The sequence below is a fragment of the Pseudoduganella guangdongensis genome (assembly GCF_009857475.1).
Taxonomy (GTDB): Bacteria; Pseudomonadota; Gammaproteobacteria; order Burkholderiales; family Burkholderiaceae_D; genus Rugamonas; species Rugamonas guangdongensis.
This window is the reverse complement of sequence record NZ_WWCJ01000001.1, coordinates 417,150-440,747: the sequence shown is the minus strand read 5'-3', so window position 1 is coordinate 440,747 and position 23,598 is coordinate 417,150. Positions and strand designations below refer to the sequence as shown.

The 23,598-nt window shown below is 63.4% G+C and carries 25 protein-coding genes and 1 pseudogene; 12 read left to right on the top strand and 14 right to left on the bottom strand.

What is annotated here, in order from left to right; all coding sequences use genetic code 11:
- The first annotated feature begins 83 nt into the window (after positions 1-83).
- Positions 84-1,211, top strand: coding sequence for a M14 family metallopeptidase (locus GTP41_RS02170; protein ID WP_161023889.1), 1,128 nt, complete (start codon positions 84-86; stop codon positions 1,209-1,211).
- A 47-nt stretch (positions 1,212-1,258) separates the two neighbouring features.
- Here the strand turns inward: GTP41_RS02170 and GTP41_RS02165 are convergent, their stop codons facing one another.
- Genes GTP41_RS02165 through GTP41_RS02155 form a run of 3 tightly spaced genes read right to left on the bottom strand, consistent with a single transcriptional unit; the run spans position 1,259 to position 4,510 of the window.
- On the bottom strand, positions 1,259-1,564 hold the full coding sequence (locus GTP41_RS02165) for a hypothetical protein (protein WP_161023888.1): 306 nt from the start codon (positions 1,562-1,564) through the stop codon (positions 1,259-1,261).
- Between the two features lie 4 nt (positions 1,565-1,568).
- The gene (locus tag GTP41_RS02160) at positions 1,569-3,725 is read right to left on the bottom strand and encodes a TonB-dependent receptor plug domain-containing protein (protein WP_161023887.1); all 2,157 of its coding nucleotides are present in this window, start codon (positions 3,723-3,725) and stop codon (positions 1,569-1,571) included.
- A gap of 53 nt (positions 3,726-3,778) precedes the next feature.
- Positions 3,779-4,510 (bottom strand): helix-turn-helix domain-containing protein, encoded by a 732-nt coding sequence (locus tag GTP41_RS02155; RefSeq protein WP_161023886.1) that lies wholly within the window; start codon positions 4,508-4,510, stop codon positions 3,779-3,781.
- A gap of 31 nt (positions 4,511-4,541) precedes the next feature.
- Between GTP41_RS02155 and GTP41_RS02150 the strand changes: the two genes are divergently transcribed.
- The gene (locus GTP41_RS02150) at positions 4,542-5,045 is read left to right on the top strand and encodes a hypothetical protein (protein ID WP_161023885.1); all 504 of its coding nucleotides are present in this window, start codon (positions 4,542-4,544) and stop codon (positions 5,043-5,045) included.
- 3 nt (positions 5,046-5,048) lie between these two features.
- Positions 5,049-5,831: a DUF2145 domain-containing protein gene (locus GTP41_RS02145; RefSeq protein WP_161023884.1), complete on the top strand. Its 783-nt coding sequence runs from the start codon at positions 5,049-5,051 to the stop codon at positions 5,829-5,831.
- A gap of 1 nt (position 5,832) precedes the next feature.
- Here the strand turns inward: GTP41_RS02145 and GTP41_RS02140 are convergent, their stop codons facing one another.
- The gene (locus GTP41_RS02140; RefSeq protein WP_161023883.1) at positions 5,833-6,009 is read right to left on the bottom strand and encodes a hypothetical protein; all 177 of its coding nucleotides are present in this window, start codon (positions 6,007-6,009) and stop codon (positions 5,833-5,835) included.
- Between the two features lie 99 nt (positions 6,010-6,108).
- Here GTP41_RS02140 and GTP41_RS02135 point away from each other — a divergent pair, with 99 nt between their 5' ends.
- Positions 6,109-7,164: a hypothetical protein gene (locus GTP41_RS02135; RefSeq protein WP_161023882.1), complete on the top strand. Its 1,056-nt coding sequence runs from the start codon at positions 6,109-6,111 to the stop codon at positions 7,162-7,164.
- Here the strand turns inward: GTP41_RS02135 and GTP41_RS02130 are convergent.
- The 3 genes from GTP41_RS02130 to GTP41_RS02120 are packed head-to-tail and all read right to left on the bottom strand — an operon-like array spanning position 7,103 to position 9,103.
- Positions 7,103-7,648, bottom strand: a complete 546-nt coding sequence (locus GTP41_RS02130; protein WP_161023881.1) for a PH domain-containing protein — start codon at positions 7,646-7,648, stop codon at positions 7,103-7,105. The two genes, GTP41_RS02135 and GTP41_RS02130, sit on opposite strands and share 62 nt — an antisense overlap.
- Before the next feature lie 45 nt (positions 7,649-7,693).
- Positions 7,694-8,251 (bottom strand): DUF4241 domain-containing protein, encoded by a 558-nt coding sequence (locus GTP41_RS02125; protein ID WP_161023880.1) that lies wholly within the window; start codon positions 8,249-8,251, stop codon positions 7,694-7,696.
- Between the two features lie 12 nt (positions 8,252-8,263).
- On the bottom strand, positions 8,264-9,103 hold the full coding sequence (locus tag GTP41_RS02120) for a type 1 glutamine amidotransferase domain-containing protein (RefSeq protein WP_202419575.1): 840 nt from the start codon (positions 9,101-9,103) through the stop codon (positions 8,264-8,266).
- 96 nt (positions 9,104-9,199) lie between these two features.
- Between GTP41_RS02120 and GTP41_RS02115 the strand changes: the two genes are divergently transcribed.
- From GTP41_RS02115 to GTP41_RS02105, 3 genes and pseudogenes are all read left to right on the top strand, one after another.
- Positions 9,200-10,099 (top strand): LysR family transcriptional regulator, encoded by a 900-nt coding sequence (locus GTP41_RS02115; protein WP_161023879.1) that lies wholly within the window; start codon positions 9,200-9,202, stop codon positions 10,097-10,099.
- Positions 10,100-10,683: 584 nt separating this feature from the next.
- Positions 10,684-10,767, top strand: a pseudogene (locus GTP41_RS27290) (DUF1153 domain-containing protein); the annotation flags it as partial.
- A 1,509-nt stretch (positions 10,768-12,276) separates the two neighbouring features.
- Entirely contained in the window at positions 12,277-12,459 is a 183-nt protein-coding gene (locus GTP41_RS02105; protein WP_161023878.1) for a hypothetical protein, read from the top strand.
- Between the two features lie 156 nt (positions 12,460-12,615).
- On the opposite strand, the gene GTP41_RS02100 is transcribed toward GTP41_RS02105, so the two are convergent.
- Both GTP41_RS02100 and pmbA read right to left on the bottom strand, forming a co-directional pair.
- Positions 12,616-13,707: a TRAP transporter substrate-binding protein gene (locus GTP41_RS02100; RefSeq protein ID WP_161023877.1), complete on the bottom strand. Its 1,092-nt coding sequence runs from the start codon at positions 13,705-13,707 to the stop codon at positions 12,616-12,618.
- Between the two features lie 51 nt (positions 13,708-13,758).
- Positions 13,759-15,111: a metalloprotease PmbA gene (gene pmbA / locus GTP41_RS02095; protein WP_161023876.1), complete on the bottom strand. Its 1,353-nt coding sequence runs from the start codon at positions 15,109-15,111 to the stop codon at positions 13,759-13,761.
- 70 nt (positions 15,112-15,181) lie between these two features.
- On the opposite strand from pmbA, the gene yjgA reads away from it, so the two are divergent.
- From yjgA to GTP41_RS02080, 3 genes are read left to right on the top strand one after another with little or no spacing between them, the layout of a single operon-like run.
- A complete protein-coding gene (gene yjgA / locus GTP41_RS02090; protein ID WP_161023875.1) occupies positions 15,182-15,790 on the top strand; it encodes a ribosome biogenesis factor YjgA in 609 nt (202 codons plus the stop codon).
- The gene (gene mog / locus GTP41_RS02085; protein WP_161023874.1) at positions 15,783-16,391 is read left to right on the top strand and encodes a molybdopterin adenylyltransferase; all 609 of its coding nucleotides are present in this window, start codon (positions 15,783-15,785) and stop codon (positions 16,389-16,391) included. The genes yjgA and mog overlap by 8 nt, the downstream gene beginning before the upstream one ends.
- Positions 16,388-17,056, top strand: coding sequence for an alpha/beta hydrolase (locus GTP41_RS02080; protein WP_161023873.1), 669 nt, complete (start codon positions 16,388-16,390; stop codon positions 17,054-17,056). Before mog ends, GTP41_RS02080 begins: the two co-directional genes overlap by 4 nt.
- A gap of 74 nt (positions 17,057-17,130) precedes the next feature.
- On the opposite strand, the gene GTP41_RS02075 is transcribed toward GTP41_RS02080, so the two are convergent.
- Together GTP41_RS02075 and GTP41_RS02070 are read right to left on the bottom strand one after the other, a co-directional pair.
- The gene (locus GTP41_RS02075; RefSeq protein WP_308700822.1) at positions 17,131-17,595 is read right to left on the bottom strand and encodes a MarR family winged helix-turn-helix transcriptional regulator; all 465 of its coding nucleotides are present in this window, start codon (positions 17,593-17,595) and stop codon (positions 17,131-17,133) included.
- Positions 17,596-17,597: 2 nt separating this feature from the next.
- Positions 17,598-18,353 (bottom strand): alpha/beta fold hydrolase, encoded by a 756-nt coding sequence (locus tag GTP41_RS02070; protein WP_202419573.1) that lies wholly within the window; start codon positions 18,351-18,353, stop codon positions 17,598-17,600.
- 130 nt (positions 18,354-18,483) lie between these two features.
- On the opposite strand from GTP41_RS02070, the gene GTP41_RS02065 reads away from it, so the two are divergent.
- Positions 18,484-19,332, top strand: coding sequence for a M14 family zinc carboxypeptidase (locus GTP41_RS02065; protein ID WP_161023872.1), 849 nt, complete (start codon positions 18,484-18,486; stop codon positions 19,330-19,332).
- A gap of 12 nt (positions 19,333-19,344) precedes the next feature.
- Here GTP41_RS02065 and GTP41_RS02060 read toward each other — a convergent pair whose 3' ends face one another.
- Entirely contained in the window at positions 19,345-19,896 is a 552-nt protein-coding gene (locus GTP41_RS02060) for a carboxymuconolactone decarboxylase family protein (RefSeq protein ID WP_161023871.1), read from the bottom strand.
- A 95-nt stretch (positions 19,897-19,991) separates the two neighbouring features.
- On the opposite strand from GTP41_RS02060, the gene GTP41_RS02055 reads away from it, so the two are divergent.
- Entirely contained in the window at positions 19,992-21,338 is a 1,347-nt protein-coding gene (locus GTP41_RS02055; protein ID WP_161023870.1) for an aspartate aminotransferase family protein, read from the top strand.
- On the opposite strand, the gene GTP41_RS02050 is transcribed toward GTP41_RS02055, so the two are convergent.
- A complete protein-coding gene (locus GTP41_RS02050) occupies positions 21,335-22,180 on the bottom strand; it encodes a fumarylacetoacetate hydrolase family protein (protein WP_161023869.1) in 846 nt (281 codons plus the stop codon). The genes GTP41_RS02055 and GTP41_RS02050 overlap by 4 nt on opposite strands.
- Before the next feature lie 30 nt (positions 22,181-22,210).
- Positions 22,211-23,590 carry an MFS transporter gene (locus GTP41_RS02045; RefSeq protein ID WP_161023868.1) on the bottom strand — a complete coding sequence of 460 codons (1,380 nt, stop codon included), beginning with the start codon at positions 23,588-23,590 and terminating at the stop codon, positions 22,211-22,213.
- Between the last annotated feature and the right edge of the window lie 8 nt (positions 23,591-23,598).

Genomic DNA, 23,598 nt, shown 5'->3' with positions numbered 1-23,598 from the left:
TCCTGACCCCGAAGTGGACATTTGTTGACTGGTGTATCATGTCGGGCTTCGCGCGCAGCGCTTCATTTTCGACAGGACACACCATGTCTATCAAGATCAGCAGCCAGTTCGATGCTGGCGCCATCGATGTGGTCAGCGTTACCTCCGCTGGCGATATCGATCTGAACATCCGCAAGGACTCCCATGCGGACATCATCCAGTGGTTCTATTTCCGAGTGCAGGGCGCGAATGCGGTGCCGCTGACCATCCGTTTCCTGAACGCTGGCAAGGCTGCCTATGCTGAGGGCTGGAAGGGCTATAACGCTGTCGCTTCCTACGACCGCGATACCTGGTTCCGCGTCCCGACTTCCTTCGATGGCGAAGTGATGACCATCGAGCACGCGCCGGAACACGATTCCGTCTACTACGCGTACTTCGAGCCATACTCGTGGGAGCGCCACCTGTCGCTGCTCGATTCGGCGCAGCAGCACCCTTACGCTGAACTGGTGGACCTGGGCAGCACCGTGGAGGGCCGCGATATGAATATGCTGGTCATCGGTGACCAGCAGGCGGAGAAGAAGGTGTGGGTCATCGCGCGCCAGCACCCTGGCGAGACCATGGCGGAGTGGTTCGTGGAGGGCATGATCGAGGCGCTGCTGGATGCGTCCAACCCGTACGCGCGCCAGTGCCTGCAGGATGCCTGCTTCTACGTGGTGCCGAATATGAACCCGGACGGCTCGGTGCGCGGCAACCTGCGTACCAACGCGGCTGGCGCCAACCTGAACCGCGAATGGAACGAGCCGACCATGGAGCGTTCGCCGGAAGTCTTCCTGGTGAAAGAGAAGATGAAGGAAATCGGTTGCGACCTGTTCCTGGACGTGCACGGCGACGAGGGCTTGCCTTACGTCTTCGTGGCGGGCAGCGATGCGCTGCCGAATTTCACCAAGGAGCAGAAGGCGCAGCAGGATAAGTTCATCGCTGACTTCAAGCTGGCTTCCCCGGACTTCCAGTCCGAGTTCGGCTACGGCGAGTCGCCTTACACCCCGGAGGTGCTGACCATGGGTTCGCCGCATATCACCCACCTGTTCGGCTGCCTGTCGCTGACGCTGGAACTGCCGTTCAAGGACAACGCCAACGATCCGGACGAAATCAATGGCTGGAGCGGCGCCCGTTCGGCCAAGCTGGGCGCGGACGTGCTGCAACCAATCCTGCGCAACCTGCGCAACTTCTAAGCTGTACCTGCGCGGCGCCGCTCTGCCGGCTGCCGCGCAGCGTCATCTCACAACGTGTCGGGGAAATAGCTGCACATCTGGCGGCAAATTTTCTCGTGCGCCGCCTCGAATTTTTCGACCTCCACCTCCTCCGCCTCCGCTAGTTCCTTGAGCTTTTGCGGGTCCGTGACGCCTTCTTTTTTGGCGCGAATGTTCTTCAGCCTTTGCTGATGCGCAGCCGTCTTATCCGCGTTGAGCTCATACAGCATCGGCAGGCATTTGCCTTCACACTGGGCTTTGGTCTGCATCTTTTCCTTCGCCAATGCTGTTGCCGCCATGGCGAGCAGCGCCATCGCCACTAAAGTCCTCTTCATTCGCTTAGTCTCCCAGTGTGGTGTCCAGTGATACCCGTAGCCGTGTATTCGAGTCCCTCTCGCTGTAGCCCGTGAGTGTCAGGCCCTGCGCGCTGTATTCATCGATCTGGCGGCCTTTGCGTTTGACCAGGTTGTCGATGCTGAATACGAGTCTCGTCTTCGGATTGACCTTCCAGGCGGCGCTGGTATTCAGCGTGAACCTGCTGGACTGATAGGCGCGCTCCACCAGGTTCTGGCGCGTCCAGTCGGACGGCAGCCAGTTGGCGTCGGCGTTCAGCTTGAGCGGCATGCCTGGCACCGAGTACGACAGGCCCAGCTTGGCGCGCCATGGCAGTTGGCCTGGGATGCGGTTGTCGGAGCCGGGCAGGTCGCGCAGGTGCGAGCGGGAGAAGCCTACGCTGCCGTTCAGGTCCAGCGCCGGAGCGTCTTTCCAGAAGTCTTTGGCGCTGCTGCGGCCTTCGAAGCTGATGCCGTAGATGTCGGCCTCGCCCAGGTTGGCGGGGCGTGAGACGTAGCGCGGCACATTGGCCCAGGCCACGCTCTCCAGCGCCAGCATGGTGCCGATCTTGTTGTCGATGCGGCGCGAGTACAGCTCTGTCGCGAACTCGCTGCCCGAGCCGAAGCCGTGCGAGTAGCGCAGGTTCAGGCCCAGTGCGCGTTCCGGCTGCAGCTTGGGGTTGCCGGACTTGTCGTTGGTGTCGGGAGTGTTGGCGCCGCACTGGCCGGCTGCATTGCAGGGGGCCAGGTAGTTGATGTAGGGCCGCAGCATAAGCTGGTAGTCGCCCGGCGCCTGGAAGGTGCGCGCGAGCGAGGCTCGTAATTGGCGCTTCCTGTCGCCGCCAATCTTGTGGGCGAAGTGCAGCGTGGGGGACCAGATGCGGTAGGTGCTGCGGTTTTCGTAAGGGCCTTCACGCAGGTCCAGTTCGTGTTCTTCGGTGGAGAGGCCGAAGCCCAGCGCGTTGGCGCGGTCCAGGCGCCAGTCGTCCTGCACGAAAAAGCGTGTGGTGGTGCTGCGCCCTGCCACTTTGTTACCCAGCACGCCGAAGCTCAGGTCGGGTAGGCCGTTCACCAGGTTCAGGTAATTGGTGTCGTCGCTGTTGCGGCTGAATTTCGCGCCGGCCGAGATTTCGTGGCCAGCGCCGAGTTCCGTGTTGTATTTCAGGTCGAGGATATTATTGCGGCTGTCCTTCTGCCACGCATCGAAGCGGGTGCGCGGCTGGCCCGGCGCCCATTGCTCGAAGCGCTGGTAGTCGTTATCCAGGTTCGTTGCTATAGAGCGCAGCATAAGCTCGAACCGACTCTCGTCATCGATGTTCCAGCTCCATGTGACTGCCGCCGAGCGTGTGGTCATCGGTGTCCGGCTTTGTTTATCAACGGCGAGGCGCCGCGCGTCCGGCCAAGTGCGCTGGTCGGTCGCGCCGCTGCTTTCCACAATGCGGCCCGCTTCGGCGCTGAAGCGCAGTTTATGAGCGAGCGTGAGCTTCACCTCCGCGTTGAAATCGCCGGTGAACATATCGAGGCGGCCGCTGGACGAGTCCTCCCCCTGGTAGAGCACGACCTGTTGGCCGCCGATCGTTTGCTCTTGCCGGTATTGCCTTAGGCCGGGCGTATTGCGCCGGTCTGCCACCAATGCGTAGTTGTAGCTCCACGGCGAAGCGTCCGGCAATTGGTTGCTGGTCAGGGTGACGCCGCCGCCGCCCTGGCCGCCTGCCATATTGCCGTTGGCGCGCACTTGCGTCATGGCTTTGCGTTCGACCTTGCGGCGCACGATGTTGATGGTGCCGGCAAGGCCGAATGGGCCGGTTTCGGCGGTGGCGGATTTGATGATCTCGATGCGTTCAATCTGCAGCGCATCCAGCTGCATCGGGTCGGCGGCGGTGGGCGGCTGGCCATCGACCAGGATCTGGGTATAGCCAGGCAGCCCCATCAGGCTGAGCTGGCCATTCTTGCCGACAGTCACGGCAGGTTCACGGCGCAGCACCTCGCCGGCATTTTGCGCGCCGCTTTCCGCAATTGCTTTCTTGCCGATGACCAGCTTGCCGGCCACGAAGTCGCGCTCCGCTTCGCCATTCACCACCACCTGTGCCGGGGCAGGTGCGCTCTTGTCCTGCGCCGCCGCTACCGGCGCCAGCGCCAGCAACAGCCATCCGTAACTCTTCATCCGCAATTAGTTAAATTATTAATAATATTAACGATATTAACTATAAGTTACCTTTAACGCAACAGAGCTTTAAATGCTTTCGGCATCCAGGGCCGCGCTGCCAGCATGATGGTGACAGCGCGCCGCTGTTCGAATGGCAGGCGGGCGTCGTCCTGGTGCTGCAGCGAAAACTCGTCGGCCACCTGCTTCAGGCGGTCCAGCAAGGCGCGCGTCGATTGCTGCGACAGCATTACGCTTACCAGGCGCTGCACCTCGTGGTGGCCGTCGAAACGGCTGTCGAAATAGTCGCCGTAGGCCTCGTCGCGGAAGAAGCTTTGGATCGGCCCGTTCGGCAGCCAGCTAAAGGTGCGCGACACCAGCAGCTTGACGCGGTTGTTCGGCTTGAGCATCAGGAAGCCAATCCGGTCCAGCCGCAGCAGGCAGGCCGTCGCTTCGGCGGCGCTGATCTTGTAGCTCGCCACCACCTCCTCGATCGGCACCTGGTTCAGCGCCAGCACCGCCACCACCAGCAGCTTGGTGTCGCTGATGATTTCCTTCTCCTGCGCGTAGGTGAGCTGGGAAACCAACTGCGGCGCGTCGGCGGCCGATTGCGCCAGTTCGGCAAAGTCCATTTCCAGCACGGCCAGCACCTGCTCCAGCCGGTCCAGCGTGAAATTGCGGGCGGCGAACATGCGCTTGATGCTCGGCTCCGAGAGGCCGATTTTCTGGCCCAGTTCAGCGTAGGTGATGCCGCGCGCTTTGAGCTGGCGTTTGATGGCGTCCACCAAGCGGGTAACGTTGGACATGCATGCCTCTCCGACAATAAAGTATCGAAATATGATACCACCGGCTCGCCCTGACGCGACAGTGCGCGCGGCGATTGCGGCGGCGCAGGCGGCGCAGCAAGATGGCGCCTCCAATCACTTGTGGAGCACAACAGAAATGAAACGCACCCTGATCGCAACCCTGCTGGCCCTGGCCTGCGCCAGCAGCCAGGCGGCCGACGGTTCGCAGGCTTCGATGCACGGCTTGAGCGATTTGACCGCCTCGGTGGCGGCGGGCTCGATACTGACCGTGTTCGCCGCCGGTTCGCTGGTGGTGGAGTCGGTGGAAACCATCGGCGACGGCGTGTCGGTGGTGTTGAAAAGCGCGGCCGATGGCAGCAAGGCCACGGTGCAGTTCAGCGGCAAGGCGCTGGAAGGCGTCTCGGTGGCCGCCGGCACGGCGGTGAGCGCGGTGGCCATGTCGGCCGGCCATGCCCTGGTCGTTTCCGGCAAGGTGATTGCTTTCCTGCCGAACGAGGCGGGCAAGGCCCTGCTGCACCACAGCCGCGTGAACTGAGCCATGCGACGCGCCCTACTCACCCTGCTGGCCGTTGCGGCCCTCGCCACCGGCACCGCCCACGCCGGCCAGCATTGCGAACACCGGCCGCTCTCGCTGGGCGATGTCGAACGTTCGCTGGACCTGGCCCAGCGCAGCTCGCAGGCGCTGGACGCCAGCGGCGCGCAGGTGGCGATCATCGCGCGCGCCGGGCAGGACTTGTCCGACTACGGCCTGCGCTTCTCGCACGTGGGCCTGGCCTGGCGCGACCACCCGGCCGGGCGCTGGGTGGTGGTGCATTTGCTGAACGACTGCGGCACGGCGCGCTCGGGGCTGTACAACGATGGCCTGGGGCGCTTCTTCCTGACCGACCTGTACCAGTACAAGGCGCAGCTGATCCTGCCGGCGCCGGCGGTGCAGCAAAGGCTGGCGCAATTGCTGGCCACGCGCACGCCGGTGCGCCTGCACGAGCCGCGCTACAACATGCTGGCCTACCCCTGGTCCACGCGCTACCAGAACTCCAACCAGTGGGTGCTGGAGACCCTGGCCGCCGCCAGCGCCGAACCGGGCCGGGTCGAAACGCGCGCCGAGGCGCAGCAATGGCTGGGCGGGGTAGGCTACGACCCCGGTTCGGTTCGTATCAACGCCGTGAAGCGCCTGGGCGGGCGCATGTTCCGCGCCAATGTCGCATTCGACGACCACCCAACCGGGCGCCGCATGCGCGGCGATATCGCTACGGTGACGGTGGATGGCATTGAACAATTCGTGCGCCGGCAAGATGGCGGGGCGCGGGTGCTGGAACTCTGAACTACCTGCGGCTGAGTTTTCGGATGCGCGTCACATGCTTGTGCCGCAGGCGCTCGATCGCGCGCGCCTGCGGGTAGCCGGGCTGGCCGGGAACGCGCTCGCGCAGCGCCGCCATGACCAGGGGTTCTGGTTCCAGGTACAGTGCCGGCAGGCGCTCGGCTTGTCGTTTGCTGGTCATGCTTCATGTTAGGCGGCGGCCGCCAAAGTTGCCAGATTTGCGGTGGCGCAAAGGCCGTGCTGTCATCTGCGCCGATCATGGGGCTTTATGGAGGCGAACATGAAGCGAATTCTCGCGGTGCTGGCTTGCGCTATGCTCGTTGGCTGCTCATCCATGCCCTACCGCCCGGCGCAGGCGGATGGGGCCTTCCCGGGCCTGGTCGACTTCGTGGCGACGGCGCCGGGACGCAGCGTCGACGTGCTGCTGGTGCACGGCATGTGCACGCACGACGAGCGCTGGGTGGTTGACACGGTGCTGCAGCTCAGTAGCGCGTTGCGGGCGCAGGCGCAATCAGCGAGCGCAGCGCCCATGGCCGTAGCGGAAGGCATCCAGCTCTTCGAACGCACCATCACACTGCGCCAGGGCGAACTACGCATCAAAGCCCTGGTCTGGTCGCCGCTGACCACACCCCTCAAGCACCAACTGGACTACGACCATAGCGACCGCCTGCCGGCGGTGCGCGCCAAGCTGAATGCGCGCGCCAAGGACCTGCTGATGAACGATTGCATTCCGGACGCGCTGATCTACCAGGGCGTGTCGCGCGACGCCATCCAGCAGCGCATGGCGCAGGCCATCCTGCGCGCCACCGAGGGCGCAGCGTCGGAGGCTCCGCTGCTGGTGCTGTCGGCCAGCCTTGGCAGCAAAATCCTGTTCGATACCCTGCTGCGCATGGACGTGGCGGCGCAGCGCACCATCGACCGCATCGCCTATCTGGTAATGGCGGCCAACCAGATCCCCCTGCTCGCGCTGGCGGACCAGCAGGCGGTGGCGCCAGGGCCTGGTGCAAGGCCAGCCACACCCGCCGCAACTGCGGCCCCTGGTGGCGACAGCCTGCAAGCCGTGCTGCGCAAGCGCCGCGCCGCGGCCACGCCGCGCGCGGCGCGCAAGCTGACGCTGGTGGCCTTCAGCGATCCGAACGACTTGCTGACTTATACGCTGGAACGCGAGCGCTATGCGCCGCTCGGCGTGGATGTGGTGAATGTGCTGGTCTCGAACGCGCCCACCTGGTTTGGCCTGCTGGAGCGGCCCGACCATGCGCACGGCAACTACCTGCTCAACCCAGACGTTGCCCGAATGGCCGCGTGTGGCCAGCCGCATAGTGCGCGTTGCGAATGATCTGGTAGACCTTGCGCGCATTGGCGATGGAGTCGAAGCGCGGCACGCCCTCCACGCCGGGCCAGGAGGCCAGGCCGCTGAAGTTATCGCCCGCCGCCGACACGCCGAAGGTAATGGTGCCCTCCCCTTTACCGTTTTCCGTCAGCGAGAAGTCGGCCAGTTCGCGCAGGGCAAGGACCTGCTCGCGGCGCCTGAAAATGCCGGAGCGGATAATGATGTTCTCGCTGTTTAGCTCGTAGTCGGTATTTGCGCGCTGCCACGCATCGACAAAGAAGCGGCCCGCGATCATGTGCAGGCCCACCAGCACAAACGGAATGCCCCACACGCGGAATAGCAGCGGCGCGTCGGCGCTTACCACCGAGTACTGCCAGTACAGGGCAAAGCCGCCCCATACCAGGCTGAATGGAATCATCAGGATGTCGGCGCCGCGCAGCATCAGCCCCTGGCGCGGGCGGCCACGCCACAAAGTGCGTTCATTGTTCATGGCGCCATCTTACCCGGTGCTGGCCGCAAAAATTCTGGCAGATTGTCACTTGAAGATAGAAAGCAGGCGTTGCCACCAGCTGCGGCGCGGCAGCGGCTCACTATGCACAGCGGGGATGATGCCGAAGTCGGTCACCAGCGCCACCACGCGGCCGGCGCTGTTGTAGCCGAAGTAGGAGGCATGGCGGCCTTCGTCCACTTCTGCGGCGAAGCTGACGGTATTGCCATCGCTGGCGAAGCAGGCGTTCCCGGAGTGCACGGTATAGCCGAAAGTTTCGCCCGGCTGCAGCGTGCGTGCATCCTGGTCGGCGGTCAGCGCGGGGTACCAGTGGGCGGCATCGGCGGCTGCGTCGAACAGCACGCGCGCATAGGCCAGGCGCGCCCCGGCCATGGCCAGCGTAACGGGATACTCGCCTTGCGGCACACATTGCGTGAAAGGAGCCAATGGTTCTTCCGACTGCGGATCGCCGGCAGCGACCTTGCCGGTACTGACGGCCAGCCGCCCGGCCTCAACCAGCGTGAATTGCAGTGGGGGTTCTTCTGACGTGAAGCGCTCCGCAGCAAAGGCGGAGCGCAGTCCTTCTGGGTGGGGCGCATAGCTCATGCGCCCATCATATTACTTTTGAAGGCGAACCAGCAATTCCTTGCCTACCAGCGGCGCGGAGGCGGGGTTCTGGCCGGTGATCAGTTCGCGGTCGGTGACGATATTGCCTTCCCAGTTAGCGGCCTTGGAGAACTTCAGGCCGGCTTTGACCAGCGCGGTCTCCGGGTAGAACTTCATCTCGCCACCGCCCAGCTGGGCCTTGGACGCTTCTTCTTCCGCGTTGCTGAACACGGTGACCTTGTAACCCGAGTAGATCCACTTCGGCTGGGCCGGGGCAGCGCCTTGCGCCAGCTTCATGGTGAAGCCTTTGGCGTCCGGCATGGCCGACAACAGGGCGATCGGGCCGTGGCATACCAGTGCGGTTGGCTTGCCGTCTTTGTGGAAGGCGGTCAGCACTTTTCCCAGCGCAGGGCTGGCGAGCAAGTCCTGCATCGGCGCGTGGCCGCCCGGCACATAGACTGCGTCGTACTTGGCATAGCCCTGCTGCTCCACGCGCGCCAGGCTGACTACCGGCGAGCTGTCCTTGTCGGTCAGGCGCAGGTGTTCCAGCAGTTTCACGTGCGCATCCAGCGCAGCCTGGTCACCACCGAAGAACATTGGGTTGACTGAGCCTTTGTCCAGGGTCGGCGCCTTGCCTTGCGGAGTGGCGAAGGTGATGCTGTGGCCGGCGTCCATCAGCATTTTCACGGGCTGCATCAGCTCATTCAGGTAAAAGCCGGTCTGGAAGGTTTTGCCGGCTTTCAGGTCCAGCGTGGCTTCGTCGGACAGGACGACCAGCACATTGCCGGCATTGGCCGAGGTGGCGGCGAAGGCGGCGGCAGCGAGGGCGATGGCGGTGAGTTTCTTGATCATGGTGTGCTCCAAAGAAGTTGATGACGCTACTTTATTCAATCCTCTATCGGCGATAAACTACCGCACAACCAAACCATTTTTCCCTTAAAAGCAATAATGAGCCGTAAATACGACCATTTGGGCGATGTCGAAACCTTCGTCACCGTTGTCGAGCGCGGCTCGCTGACGGCGGCCGCAGTCGCCCTGTCCACCACGCCCTCGGTTATCAGCCGCGCCCTGGCCCGCCTGGAAGCGCGCCTCGGCACCCAACTCCTGCGCCGCACCACGCGCAGCCTGGGCCTGACCGATGCCGGCCGCCTGTACCTGGAACAGACCCGCGCCGCCCTGTCGCTGATCGACGATGCCGAGCGCGCCGTGCAGGCCGAAGGCGGCGAAGTCACGGGCCGCATCCGCCTCAGCGCGCCCACAACCTTCGGCCACTACCGCCTGCCGGCCCTGCTGCAGCGCTTTGCCGAGCGCTATCCCGCCGTGCGGGTGGAGCTGAATATCAGCAACCGCAATGTCGACCTGGCGGCGGACAATTTCGACTTCGCCATCCGCCAGGGCTTCCTGAAGGACAGCAGCATGATCGCGCGCAAGCTGGAGGACGCGGAACTGGTGCTGGTGTGCGCGCCCGCCTATGTGCGGCGACGCGGCCTGCCGCGCGACCTTGAGGCGCTGGCCGAACACGATTGTCTGACCTTCCTGCTGCCCAGCACCGGCCGCTCCTTCCCGTGGCAGTTCATGCGCGATGGCGAGGAGCTGGACTGGCCGCCGGAAACAGCCTTGCAGGTGACCGATGACGCCTTGGGGGTGGTCTCGCTGGCCGAAGCGGGCCTGGGTATCTGCCAGACCTTCCGCTTCATTGCGCAGGAGCGGCTGGAACGCGGCGTGCTGGTGGAATTGCTGCCGGAGCTGAAGGGCCGCAGCCGGCCCTTTTCCCTGATCTACACACCGCAGCGGCGGATGACGGCTGCGGCACGCGCATTCACGAATTGCCTGCTCGACCAACCGTAAGATCTTCGCTCTACATTTAGAAGGCCCGCCACAATGCACGATGCGCGCAATGGCATCATAGGTAGGTTTTCGATACCCTTCCTGCCACTGTTTTAGGCCGATGCCCTATGCCTTACGAGAAGCCTCAATGCCTTCCAGCACTTCGTCAACGTGCCTGCGAAGTTGGTGTCGGTCGGAGTAGAAAAGATAGAAGTACAGAACAGGAGTTCTGGCAGCCAGAAAGCGCCCCTTGAGCATCGTGTGCGACTCGATAGCGCTTACCAGTTTGAGTTCAACGGGCAACGCTTCACCTTGTCGCGCTACTTCTTGATGGATTCGTCAATGCTCTCGGATCTGTTGGAAATCAAGAACGGCCAGGCTCGGTGTCGAGACAAATGCCACAACATGAGGTGCCAGGAAGCACGTTGCCGGTCAACTTGGCACCGAGCAATCCGACCGTGTCTTAAGTTGACTTTGGCATTCGATGACTGGTAAGGGCGTATAGCTCTGGGGTGGCGCTTACTACCATTTTTTTCCGCCAGAATTCTTGAGTTTTTCTGGCAGGTCACCACTTCCACACGGCGCCCCATGCGGGCCAAGCCCCTGACGTATGCGAGCAGTATGAACGCCAGATCATCGAGCTGCAGGAAGCATACGGTGAAGCGATGCTTGAACTGTGTGCCCAAGAAGTTGGGTTCAAAGTTTCGAACAGTAAGGCTGTACCAGTGGTTCCAGATACCGCCCCGGACCGTGTACTGCAAGTCCGTCAAGGCGGCGCCGAAGATGTAGCCGCGTTTTGCCGAATCAATCAAGGCCATGATCAACGAAGAACTCTCGTCTGGTTGTAGTACTGTTGCGGCCCTACTTGGGTTCAACAAAAACACCGTACAGCGCATCTTCCATCTGCGCGGCTGACAAAGGAAGAGGCGGCCGATTGGATTGCGACCACTCGTCCAGACACTGCCTTCCGTGGCTACGGCGTCGAATGAACGCTGGGCGACGGATCTTTGCCGCGTATGGGCCAGTCGAGAGGACTGGCTGGTACTGGATTTGGTAATTGACCGCCACCCGCCCGCGAACGATTTGGCTGGCATCTATCACACTCCGGCAAAGCCAAGACGGCGAAAGCCGCCTTGGAGCAAGGCTCCTTGCCCTGTATGGCACGCTGGGCCGCGTGTCTGCGCCGTTCTTGCTTCGCGTAGACAACGGGCTTGTTTTCACCAGCCGCAGTTACACGGCGCTGGTACGCCGCTAAGTCTGAGGCAGGAATTCATCGCGCCGCATGGCCCAGAACAGAATGGCATGGTTGAACGCGTGATTCGTACGTTGAAGGGGCAACGCGTGCATTGCCACCGCTTTAAGACTTTGGAGCATCCCAGCGATCATAGGCGAATGGATTTGGCTAGACGACAATCTGGCCCGCACCCGGCGCTGGGGCACCTGCTGAGGAATTTTATTTTAGTGGCGTGAGTTGAAAAGGAACTGCTAGGTCATTACGGCAGCGCATCAGATCTATTGATAGACCAGCATCGCCAAATAATTTCCGAGCAAAACTTAAAATAAATAACTCCCGTTTTGCAAGTAAATGCCGCTTAGTCGATGGAGAATTAATTTATTGACAGCGTTATTCAAAAAAATAATATTGCATTTCTTTCAATTAAAGGAGAATTACGAATGCTCTATCGTTACACGCTGGCATTTATATTTGTTATCGGCTGCTCCGCGTCTTATGCAGTTGCAAAAGATGTAGACGGTGAACCTCCTCTTTCCCCTGTAATGCAATGCATTGCAGATTGCTATGCAGCTTCGGGGTCAGTAGCCTGGATGCATGCGCCAACATGTGCTTGGCCCAATAAATGCAGCTTGAGCCCGCCAACCATGTTGGCGGGTTCTTCGGCGTCAGTAGTCATTTAACTGCAATGGCTCTACTACAGCAGCTATTTGTAGCGCGTTAGGATTACCCCAAGCAGTCTATTGGTAAGGATATGGTATTCTGCAAAGAATAGGGTCGAAGCACTGGGCCATTCCAGTTGACTTTCGAATTGCACTCTCGATTAAAAATTGTGTGAGGTACTTATTGAAAAAAATGTTACGTATTGATTTGGTTGACATGTGTTCTTTGCCCACTTAATGCGCAAGCACAGCTAATTCCGAGAAAACAAGCTGATTGCATTAGCGTTTGTCTTCAGCAAAAAGATATGAACTGGCTTTTCCGCCCTGCACATCTTTCACGAATGCAAAAGATACAGGAGAAGAAGAGGCTGGCAAGTGAGCCAGCACAAATTTCGGAAATCGAAAAAGAGGAAATGGAAGAACTCGAACGTTACGCTGACAAAGTGCAAGAGACGTGCGAATTCATCTGCCGAAACAATCCAAAATGAACTTGGTAGCCTGCCATACCAACAACTTTCGAATTGAGAATGTCGGTCTACATGCTGTAGCAGCGGCAATCGAAGGTGCAAGACTATCGATTGGGTCTTGCTTAGTCCTCCACCTGCGCGCCGCAATCGCATCACGCTTGCGGCGCGCTAACTGAATTACTTCCCTCCCCGCCCTGCCTTGATCAGGAAGTTCTGCATGGTGGACTCCGCCACCGACGCCCACTGGTTCTGGTCGTTGCGGAAGCGCTTCCACGGTTCGTAGATCTTGGCGAACTTGGCGTTCTTCGCAGCTTCCTCGTTCATCAGGTCATTAGAAGCCTTGTAGGCCGCTTCCATGATGTCGTTGGAGTAGTTGCGCAGTTTGACGCCGTTCTTCATCAAGCGGCCCAGCGCGGTTGGATTCTTGAAGTCGTACTCGGCCTGCATCACCACGTGCGCTTCATACGAGGCGCATTCCACCGCAGCCTGGTATTCCTTCGGCAGCTTCTCCCACTCCTTGATGTTCACGTACAGGGTGAAGGAAGCGCCCGGCTCCCACCAGCCCGGGTAGTAGTAGAACGGCGCCACCTTGTAGAAGCCGAGCTTCTCGTCGTCGTATGGACCGACCCATTCCGCCGCGTCGATGGTGCCCTTTTCCAGCGCGGGATAGATGTCGCCGCCAGCCAGCTGCTGCGGCACCGCGCCCAGGCGCTCCATCACCTTGCCGGCCAGGCCGGCGATGCGCATCTTGGCGCCTTTCAGGTCGGCCACGGACTTCACTTCCTTGCGGAACCAGCCGCCCATCTGGGTGCCCGAGTTACCGGCGATGAAGTTGATCACGCCGTAGTCTTTGAAGAAGCCGCGCAGCAGCTCCTTGCCGCCGCCCTGGTCGTACCAGGCGGTGTGCTGGCGCGAGGTCAGGCCGAACGGCACGGCGCAGTCGAGCGAGAAGGTGGCGTCCTTGCCGTAGTAGTAGTACGAGGCGCTATGGCCGCATTCCACGGTGCCCGCTTGCACCGCGTCCAGCACTTGCAGGCCGGGCACGATCTCGCCGGCGGCGAAGACTTTGATATTGAATTTGCCCCCGGTCAGCTGGGACACGCGTTTGGTGAACGTGTCGGCTGCACCGTAGATGGTGTCGAGGGATTTGGGGAAGCTGGATGCCAGGCGCCAGGTGACGGCAGGCAGTTCGGCAGCGATGGCCGGCGCGGCGATAACACCTGCGCCCGCGCCCGCGGCTGCCTTCTTGATAAACGAACGGCGTTCCATACGTTCTGTCTCCTTTAGGGGTGTAGTTCTCGAGACAGTGTATGGAAATATTTAATTTCCGGCAACCACCATCTTTTCAATCAGGATCGACCCTGTTTGCTTGGTGCCACGCACCAGGGTGTCGGTGCCGATGCCGACGATATCCTGGAACATTTCCTTCATATTGCCGGCGATGGTGATCTCTTCCACCGGGTACTGGATCACGCCATTCTCGACCCAGTAGCCGGAGGCGCCGCGGCTGTAATCGCCGGTGACATAGTTTGTGCCCTGGCCCATCAGCTCCGTCACCAGCAGGCCGGTGCCCATCTTGCGCAGCATGGCGGCGAAGTCGTCCGCCTTCTTGGTCAGCGAGGAGGTGATGGTCAGGTTGTGCGAGCCGCCGGCATTGCCGGTGGTTTTCATGCCCAGCTTGCGCGCCGAGTAGGTGGACAGGAAGTAGCCTTGCAGTACGCCGTTCTTGACCACGTCGCGCTTGTGGGTGCGCACGCCTTCCTCATCGAACGGGGCGGAGCCGATGCCGCCCACCACGTGCGGGTCTTCCTTGACCTGGATGTGGGCGGGGAACACCGGCTTGCCCAGCGAATCGAGCAGGAAGGTGGATTTGCGGTACAGCGCGCCGCCCGAGGTGGCCTGGACGAACGCGCCCAGCAGGCCGGCAGCCAGCGGTGCTTCGAACAGCACCGGGCAGGTGCGGGTGCCCAGCTTGCGCGCATTCAGGCGCGCCAGCGCGCGTTCGGCGGCGTAGCGCCCGACGGCTTCCGGACTGGCCATTTTTTTCGGGTCGCGCACCGAGGTGTACCAGTCGTCGCGCTGCATCTTGGCGCCCTTGCCGGCGATCGGGGTGACGGACAGGGTGTGGCGCGAGTAAGGGTAGCCGCCGATGAAGCCGCGCGAGTTGGCCGAGACAAAGTGCGACTGCTGCACGTGCACGCCGGCGCCTTCGCTATTGGTCACGCGCGGGTCGACCGCAAAGGCCGCCGCTTCGGCGCGCTGCGCCAGGACCACCGCTTCCTCGGTGCTGATGGTCCATGGGTAGAACAGCTTCAGGTCTTGCGGATTCTTTTCCAGCAGCTCTTCCTCGGCCAGGCCGGCGCAATCGTCTTCCGCCGTGAAGCGGGCGATATTGTAGGCCGCTTCCACGGTGGCCTTCAGCGAGGCGGTGGAGAAATCGGAGGTGCTGGCATTGCCGCGCTTCTGGCCGATGAAGACCGTGACGCCGATGCCCTTGTCGCGATTTTGCTCGATGGTTTCGATCTTGCTCTTGCGGACCGACACCGAGAGCCCGCTGCCTTCGCTGATTTCAACGGCGGCATCACTGCCGCCCTGCTCGCGCGCGTACTGCAAAACATCACGTGCAAGCTGTTTCAACTGGTCCTGCGAATAGGAGAAGGCGGAGTCGCTCATGGGTCTTTTTAGGGGTCGTAGCGTTAAAACAGTTATCATAGCAGCCGTTTACCGATTTCCTCGCTCTATCATGCCTAATCCAAACCGCGGCTCTGTTGGCTTCCAGTCCAACGAGTTCGAACAAGAATACGACCGCCCTTCTAAAACCGAGCTGAAACGCCAGTCCGACGCCCTGCAAGCGCTGGGCAAGGAACTGGTTGAAGCGCCGCGCGACCGCGTCAAGCGCGTGCCGATGCCGGAAGATGTGCGTGATGTTATTTTGGAATGCCAAAATATCAACAACCACGAAGGCCGCCGCCGCCAGATGCAGTTCATCGGCAAGAAGATGCGCACCCTGAGCGAAGAGGAAGTGGCGATCATCAAGCGCACCATCGAAGGCTGGAAGGGCGCCTCCAAGGCCGATACCGCAGCGCTGCACGCGCTGGAACGCCGCCGCGACAAGCTGCTGGCCGACGACAAGGCCCTGACCGCCCTGCTGGAAGAAGCGCCGCACCTGGACGTGCAGCACCTGCGCACCCTGATCCGCAACGCGCGCAAGGAGCAGGCCGAGAACAAGCCGCCCAAGGCTTACCGCGAAATCTTCCAGATCCTGAAGGATTTGAACAAGGCCGCCGCCTCCGCCCCATCGCCGGGCGAGGACGTCGACGTCGACGCGCCGGAAGGCGAAGACGATGAGTGAGGATACGCTGCTGGTTGGCCTGGTCTCGGTTTCCGACCGCGCCAGCGGCGGCGTGTACCAGGACCAGGGCATCCCGGCGCTGGAAGAATGGCTGCGCAGCGCATTGGCCACCCCGGTGCGCTTTGAAACCCGCCTGATCCCCGATGAACGGGCGCAGATCGAGTCCACCCTGGTGGACCTGGTCGACAACGTGCGCTGCCATCTGGTGCTGACCACCGGCGGCACCGGCCCGGCGCGGCGCGATGTCACGCCAGAGGCCACGCTGGCCATCGCCACCAAGGAAATGCCGGGCTTCGGCGAGCAGATGCGCCAGGTCAGCCTGGCGTTTGTGCCGACCGCCATCCTGTCGCGTCAGGTGGCTGTGATCCGCGAAACGCCTGATCACGCGGCGCTGGTGATCAACCTGCCGGGCCAGCCGAAAGCCATCAAGGAAACGCTGGAAGGGCTGAAGGATGCCGACGGCAAGCAGATCGTCGGCGGCGTGTTCGCCGCCGTGCCTTACTGCATCGACCTGATCGGCGGCCCGTACGCTGAAACCCATGACGCGGTGTGCAAGGCATTCCGCCCCAAATCCGCCATCCGCAAGAAGGACAACGCATGACCCACCTGCTCGACTCCATCGTCATCGATACCGCGCCGAACCCGCAAGTTTCCGTGATCTGGATGCACGGCCTGGGCGACAGCGGCGAGGGCTGGGCGCCGATCGTCAATGAGCTGGACCTGCAAGGCCTGCCGGGCATCCGCTTTATCTTCCCGCATGCGAACCAGATGCCGGTCACCATTAACGGCGGCTATGTCATGCGTTCTTGGTACGACATTGTGCACACGGACCTGGGCCGCCAGGAGGATGAGAAGGGCTTGCGCGAGTCGCAGATCCTGGTCGAGGCGCTGATCGAGCGCGAGATCGCGCGCGGCGTGCCGGCGCACCGCATTGTGCTGGGCGGTTTCTCGCAGGGCTGTGCCATGACCTTGCAGGCGGGCTTGCGCTATTCGCAGAAGCTGGCGGGCTTGATGTGCTTGTCCGGCTATGTGCCGCTGGCGGATAAGGTGGCCGCTGAGCGCCACCCTGCGAACCAGGAGACGCCGATTTTTATGGTGCACGGCACGATGGACCCGGTGATTCCGTTCGGCCGCGCGACCGCTTCGCGCGACCTGCTGGCGCAGCTGGGCTACAAGATCGAGTGGCATGAGTATCCGATGCAGCACTCGGCTTGTGCGGAGGAGGTGCGGGATGTTTCGGCTTGGCTGAAGAAAGTGCTGCTGTAAACCCCGGCAAAGCCAGGTCTGACCCGAGCCGGATGGCCGCGAGGCGGGGTCCGGCCCTTGGGCCGTACCCCGGTTTACCGGGTTTGCAGGTTGCCGTTTAGCTTAGCCAGCCCCGCCGCCAATCCTTCCACATCGGCCACCGAAATCGCGCAGGCATGGGCGATTTGCTCGCTCACCTTCAAGCCCTCGGCACGCAATGCGCGTCCTTTGTCGGTCAACGTCAGCACCAGGTTACGCTCATCCTCCGGCGAACGCCCGCGCGTAACATAGCCCTCCGCTTCCAGCCGCTTGACCAGCGGCGTGATCGAGCCCGGATCCTGCTGCAGCCGCTCGGCCACACCTTTAATGCCCAACCCCTCCTCCTCCCACAGCACCACCATCACCAGGTACTGCGGATAAGTCAGGTTGAGGGGCGCCAGCAGCGGCTTATACAACTGCGTCATCTTCAGCGAAGTCGAATACAGCTTGAAGCAAAGGTGCTGGTCCAGCGTGGGGGGCGTGCGGTTTTCCATGGCGCGTACTTTAACACGCCCTCCCATGCTCAACGCTTGGCTGCGGCCAGGATCACCTTGGCCACCGCCTCCGGCTGCGACGCCATCGGCACGTGGCTGGCCGCCAGGGTGGTGGTGGTCGCGCCCAGCTTGGCGGCGAAGGCTTTTTGCAGACCCGGGTCGATCATGCGGTCCTTGTCGGCCACGATGTAGTAGCTAGGCTTGTTCTTCCACGCCGCGTAAGTCACCTTGTCGCCGAAGGCGCTGGCCTTGATCGGACCCTGGGTCGCGCTCATCAGGCGATGCTCGGCCGGCTTCAGGTCCTGCGCAAAATTGACCGCCATCGATTCCGGCGACAGGTAGATGAAGCCATTCGCGTCCGGCTTCAGGCTGGCGATACCCGGCGGCAGCGGGAAGTCCTTGCCCACTTCGCCAATCACCTCGCCTTCCGACGGCGCGAATGCCGCCACATACACCAGCGCCTTGACCTTGTCGCTGCTGCCGGCCTGAGTGATCACGGCGCCGCCCCAGGAGTGGCCCACCAGCACCACCTTGCCGGTCTGGGTGTCGATCACGCGCTGCGCAAAGGCCACGTCGTCCGCCAGCGAGGTCAGCGGGTTCTGCACCGACACCACTTTCACGCCCTGCTTTTGCAGCAGTGGGATCACCTTGTTCCAGGCCGAGCCGTCGGCGAAGGCGCCGTGCACCAGCACCACGGTGGTGTCTTCGGCGGCATGGGCGGGCACCAGGGCGGCACCGGCGATCAGGGAAGCTGCGAACAGGGCGGATTTGATGGTCGATTTCATGGCTTCATTCCTTATGGTTTGTACGTTAATGGTTAGCGCGCTAAGCGCATGACTGAAATATAGCGCACAAATCGTTAGTGTGCAAATTAATTTTTATGGTTTTCCCGCTGGCGCAATCCATAATAGCCGGATGATCCGCAAAAAAACCACCACGCCAAGGTGCCGGTTGCTGGCCGCCGCCCTGCTGGCAAGCAGCCTGCCGCTCGCCGGTGCCGCGCCCCAGCCGGCCCAGGAAGCGCCCTGGTGCGACCGGCTGGCCACGCGCCTGCCCAATATCTCGGCCGCCGAATGCCGCCAGAGCGCGTTGGCGCCGAGCGGCGTCAAATCGCACCGCGGCTTCCCGATCCTGGAGCGCGACATCGCACCGGCCAAGGCCGACGCGCCGCGCGTGCTGCTGCTGGGCGGCATCCACGGCGACGAGCTGACCGCCTCCGCCCTGGTGTTCGAATGGCTCAAGCAGATGGACACGCCGGCCGCGCAGGCCATGCACTGGAAGGTGGCGCCGCTGCTCAATCCGGACGGCCTGCTGGCCGCCAGGCCGCAACGGGTGAACGCGCGCGGCGTGGACCTGAACCGCAACTTCCCCACGCCCGGCTGGCAGCAGGAGGCGCCACGCTACTGGGCCAAGGTGACGCGCAGCGACCCGCGCCGCTACCCCGGCAAGAAACCGCTGTCGGAGCCGGAAAGCCGCTGGATCAACGACACTATCGAACGCTTCCGTCCCGACCTGATCGTGTCGGTCCATGCGCCGTTCGGCGTGCTCGATTTCGACGGTCATATCGACCCGCCCAGCAAGTTCGGGCGCCTGGTGTACCGCAGCGTCGGCGTGTATCCCGGCTCGCTCGGCAACTACAGCGGGCGCCACAAGCAGGTGCCGGTGATCACGATCGAACTGCCGCATGCACTGGCCATGCCGCCGGATGCCGAGGTGCGCCGCATCTGGCACGATATGCTGCAGTGGATCGGGCGCAACCTGTAAACGCCCCGAAGGCTACGGCAGCGGCGCCGCCGTCGATGCGGGCGGCGCCGACTGCGTCGCATTCATCACCATGGCCAGCAAGGTGTAGTAGCCGTTCAGGCCCACCAGGTCGGTCACGCCGTGTTCTCCGAATAGCGCCACGGCGCGCTGCCAGGTGGCGTCGCTGACGCGCTTGTGCGTGTGCAGCTCCATGCAAAAATCGTAGACCGCCTGTTCGTCTTGCGCCAGCCCGCCTGGCGCGCGGCGCTGGGCGATGGCGTCGATGGCCGCTGGCGCAATGCCCTCCTGCGCCGCGATCGGGGCATGGATGGCCCACTCCACCTGCTGGTCCCATTGGCGCGCCGTGACCAGGATGGCCAGCTCCGACAGGCGGGTGCCGAGCGCGCTGCGGTAGCGCAGGTATTCGCCCATGCGCTGCGCGCTGGACATCAGCTCCGGGCTGCGCAGCAACGGCACGAACGGCCCGTATAAGGCGCCGCGCGGGCCGTCGATCACGGCCTGCGCGGCGGCGCGCTGCTCGGGCGTCATTTCCACCACAGGAATCGGGCCAAGTCGCTCTTTCATGACGGCCGATGGTCGCACAGGATGCGACAAAAATCAAAACGCCGGCGCAAGGTGCGCGCTAATGTCGCTGAACCACCAATCAGCGAGGAGCCGCCATGCACCACCCCACCCACCTGATCCACCGCGACCTGCGCCGCACGCCGCCGGTCGCGGTCTGCGCCTTCGGCCTGCAAGTGCGCGACAGCGCCGGCAACACCTACCTGGATGCCAGCGGCGGCGCCGCCGTCTCCTCGCTGGGCCACGGCCACCCGGACGTGCTGGCCGCCATGCAGGCGCAATTGAAAGTGGCGGCCTACGCGCACACCTCCTTCTTCACCACCGAGGTGGCGGAGGAACTGGGCGACCGGCTGGCGCAGGATGCGCCGGGCGACTTGAACCATGCCTACCTGGTATCGGGCGGCTCGGAGGCGGTCGAGGCGGCGCTCAAACTGGCGCGCCAGTATTTTGTGGAGAACGGCGAAACGCAGCGGCGCGTCTTCATCGCGCGCCGCCAGAGCTACCACGGCAACACGCTGGGCGCGCTGGCCCTGGGCGGCAACGAGTACAGGCGCCGCCATTTCGAGCCGCTGCTGATGGACGTGGCGCGCGTCTCGCCCTGCTTCGAATACCGCGAGCGGCGCGCCGGGCAGGACGTGCATGAATACACCGCCAACCTGCTGCAGGAGCTGGAAACCAAGATCATCGACCTGGGGCCGCAGCATGTGATCGGCTTTTGCGCCGAGACGGTGGTGGGCGCCACCAGCGGCGCGGTGCCGCCCACGCCCGGCTACTTCAAGGGCGTGCGCGCGCTATGCGACAAGTACGGCATCCTGATGATCGCCGATGAAGTCATGTGCGGCATGGGGCGCACCGGCACCCTGTACGCGTTCGAGCAGGACGGCGTGGTGCCGGACCTGGTGGCGCTGGGCAAGGGCCTGGGCGCGGGCTACCAGCCGATCGGCGCGGTCATCGCGCGCGACCATGTGGTGCAGCGCCTGCGCGCGGGCAGCGGGGTGTTCCAGCATGGGCATACCTATGTCGGCCACCCGGTGGCGGCGGCGGCGGCGCTCGCAGTGCAGAAGGTGATCCGGCGCGATTGCCTGCTGGGGGCGGTGACGGTGCGCGGCGCGGCTTTCCGGCGCATGCTGCGCGAGGCATTCGCCATGCATCCGCATGTGGGGGACATCCGCGGGCGCGGCATGCTGCTGGCGTTGGAGCTGGTGCAGGAGCGGGACGGCAAGCGTCCTTTCGATCCCGACTTGCAAGTGCATGCGGCGGTGAAGGAGGCCTGCCTGGAGTGCGGGCTGATGGTGTACCCGATGGGCGGCACCATCGACGGCCGGCGCGGCGACCATGTGCTGCTGGCGCCGCCGTTTATTGCGACGGAGGCGGATTTGCAGCAGATCGTGGCGCGCCTGGCCGATGGCTTGGAGCGGGCGCTGGCGCGCGTGCGGCCAGGTTAAAACTCCTGGTACCCGATCACATCCTGCTGCTGCTCGCCCAAGCCGGCGATGCCAAGGCGCACAAAGTCGCCCTTCTTCAGGTAACGCTTGCGCGCCATGCCGACCCCGGGCGGGGTGCCGGTGGCGATGATATCGCCCGGCTCCAGCGTCATAAAGCGCGAGATGTAAGCCACCAGCTGCGGCACCTTGAAGATCATGGTCTCGGTGCAGCCGGTCTGCATGCGCTTGTCGTTCACTTCCAGGTACAGGTCAAGCTTATTCACATCCCACACCTCGTCGCGCGTCACCAGCCACGGGCCGACCGGACCGAAAGTGTCGCAACCCTTGCCCTTGTCCCAGGTGCCGCCCTTCTCCAGTTGGAACTCGCGCTCGGACACGTCGTTCACCACGCAGTAGCCGGCGATATGCTTCTCCGCGTCCTTCTCGCTGACATTGCGCGCGCGGGTGCCGATCACCACGCCCAGCTCCACTTCCCAATCGGTCTTCTTCGAGCCTTTCGGCAGCATGATCGGGTCGTCCGCGCCGGACAGGCAGGTGATGGCCTTCATGAAGATGATCGGTTCCGCCGGAATCGGCAGGCCCGCTTCCGCCGCGTGGTCGGCGTAGTTCAGGCCCACGCCGATGAACTTGCCCACCCTGGCCACCGGCACGCCGAAGCGCGGATTGCCGCGCACCACGGGCAGGGTTTCGGGATCGATCTTGGCCAGCTTGCGCAGCACCTTGTCGGACAGGTTGTCGCCGTCGAAGTCGCCGATCTCAGCGGACAGGTCGCGCAGCTTGCCGAATTCATCGATCAGGCCGGGTTTTTCTTTGCCGATACGGCCATAACGAACCAGTTTCATTTCATCTTCCTTCTTGTTGAAGGCGATATTTTACCGGAAGCGTCGGAGCAGGTAGCGGCACAGGCCCGGCAACTGGATCAGCAGCAGCAAGCCGAAGGCGCATTGGTAGGCAACGGCAGGATAATGGCCCTGCGGCGAGGCCGGCCACAAGCCGAGCACCTGCCCGAATCCGGCCTGCACCGCGAAGGCGCCGGCGAAGATCAAAAGGTTCAGGCAAGTGGAAGCGCGCCCCGTCAATGCTGGCGGCATGGCTTGCGCGATGATCGAGTATTCCATGCCGGTGATGCAGCCGACCAGCATGAACAGCACCGGCAGCATTTGCTGCGCCGGGCGCCAGCCGCTGGCAAACGCGCCTTGCAGCAGCACGAACAGCAGCACGCCGCCGGCCGCCACATCGAGCGCGCGCCAACCGCGCCGGGCGGCCCATTCACCCAGCATGCCGACCGCGATCGAGCCGAAGATCACGGCCGCCATGCCAAGGTAGAGCAGCCAGGCGATGGCTTCCTCGCCGTAGCGCGGCACGTCGGCCATCCAGCGCGCGACCCACAGGCCCTGCACGCCGAAAAAGACGGTATGCGGCAGCAGCACCAGCAGCGCGGTTTCGCGGAACACCGGGTGGGCGAAGGTTTGCGCCAGCGCGCCGCGGCTGAAGGGGCGCGGCGCGGCGGCCGGCGGCGTGGGGGCGAGCAGCAGCACCAGCAGCGCCACCGCGATGCAGCAGGCGGCCAGAGCGATCATCAGCCACTGCCAGCTGGTGTGGTGCAGGGCCAGGCGCACCGGCAAGGTGGCGGTGGCGGCGCCCAGGCCGCCGGCGGCGATCAGGTAGCCTTGCACCGAGGGCGTCTTGTGCGCGGGCAGCCAGGTGGTGAGCGCTTTGATGGCGGCCATGAAGCAGCCCGCAAGGCCCAGCCCCATCAGGGCGCGCGCCACCGCCATGCCGGCGAAGTCGCGGCTGCCGGCGAAGGCCAGCGTGCCGAGCGCGGCTACCAGCAGCAGGCAGCATTGCACGCGGCGCGGCCCGTAGCGGTCCAGCGCCATGCCGACCGGCAGTTGCGCCAGCGCGAAGGCGAGGAAGTAGGTGCTGGTGAGCAGACCCAGTTCGGCCGATGTCAGTCCCGCCTGCGCCACCAGCTGCGGCGCCAGCATGGCGTTCACGCTGCGCAGCAGCCAGGAAAGGTAGTGGCCCAGCGCGAAGGGGATGAAGACCAGCAGCAGCGCGGCCGGCCCGGACAGGCTGCCCGGCACCCGCTCCCGCCCGCGCCACCAGCGCCCCGGCGCCGCCAGCCAGCGCCCGCGCCAGTCGCCGCGCACCGGCACCGACACCGCCAGCGCGGCGTGGATCTCGCCGTCCGCATGCGCGGGCGCGGCGGGCGGCCCGCTGCTTGCGGGTCGGGACGCTGACGCAGGCATGGCGCGGC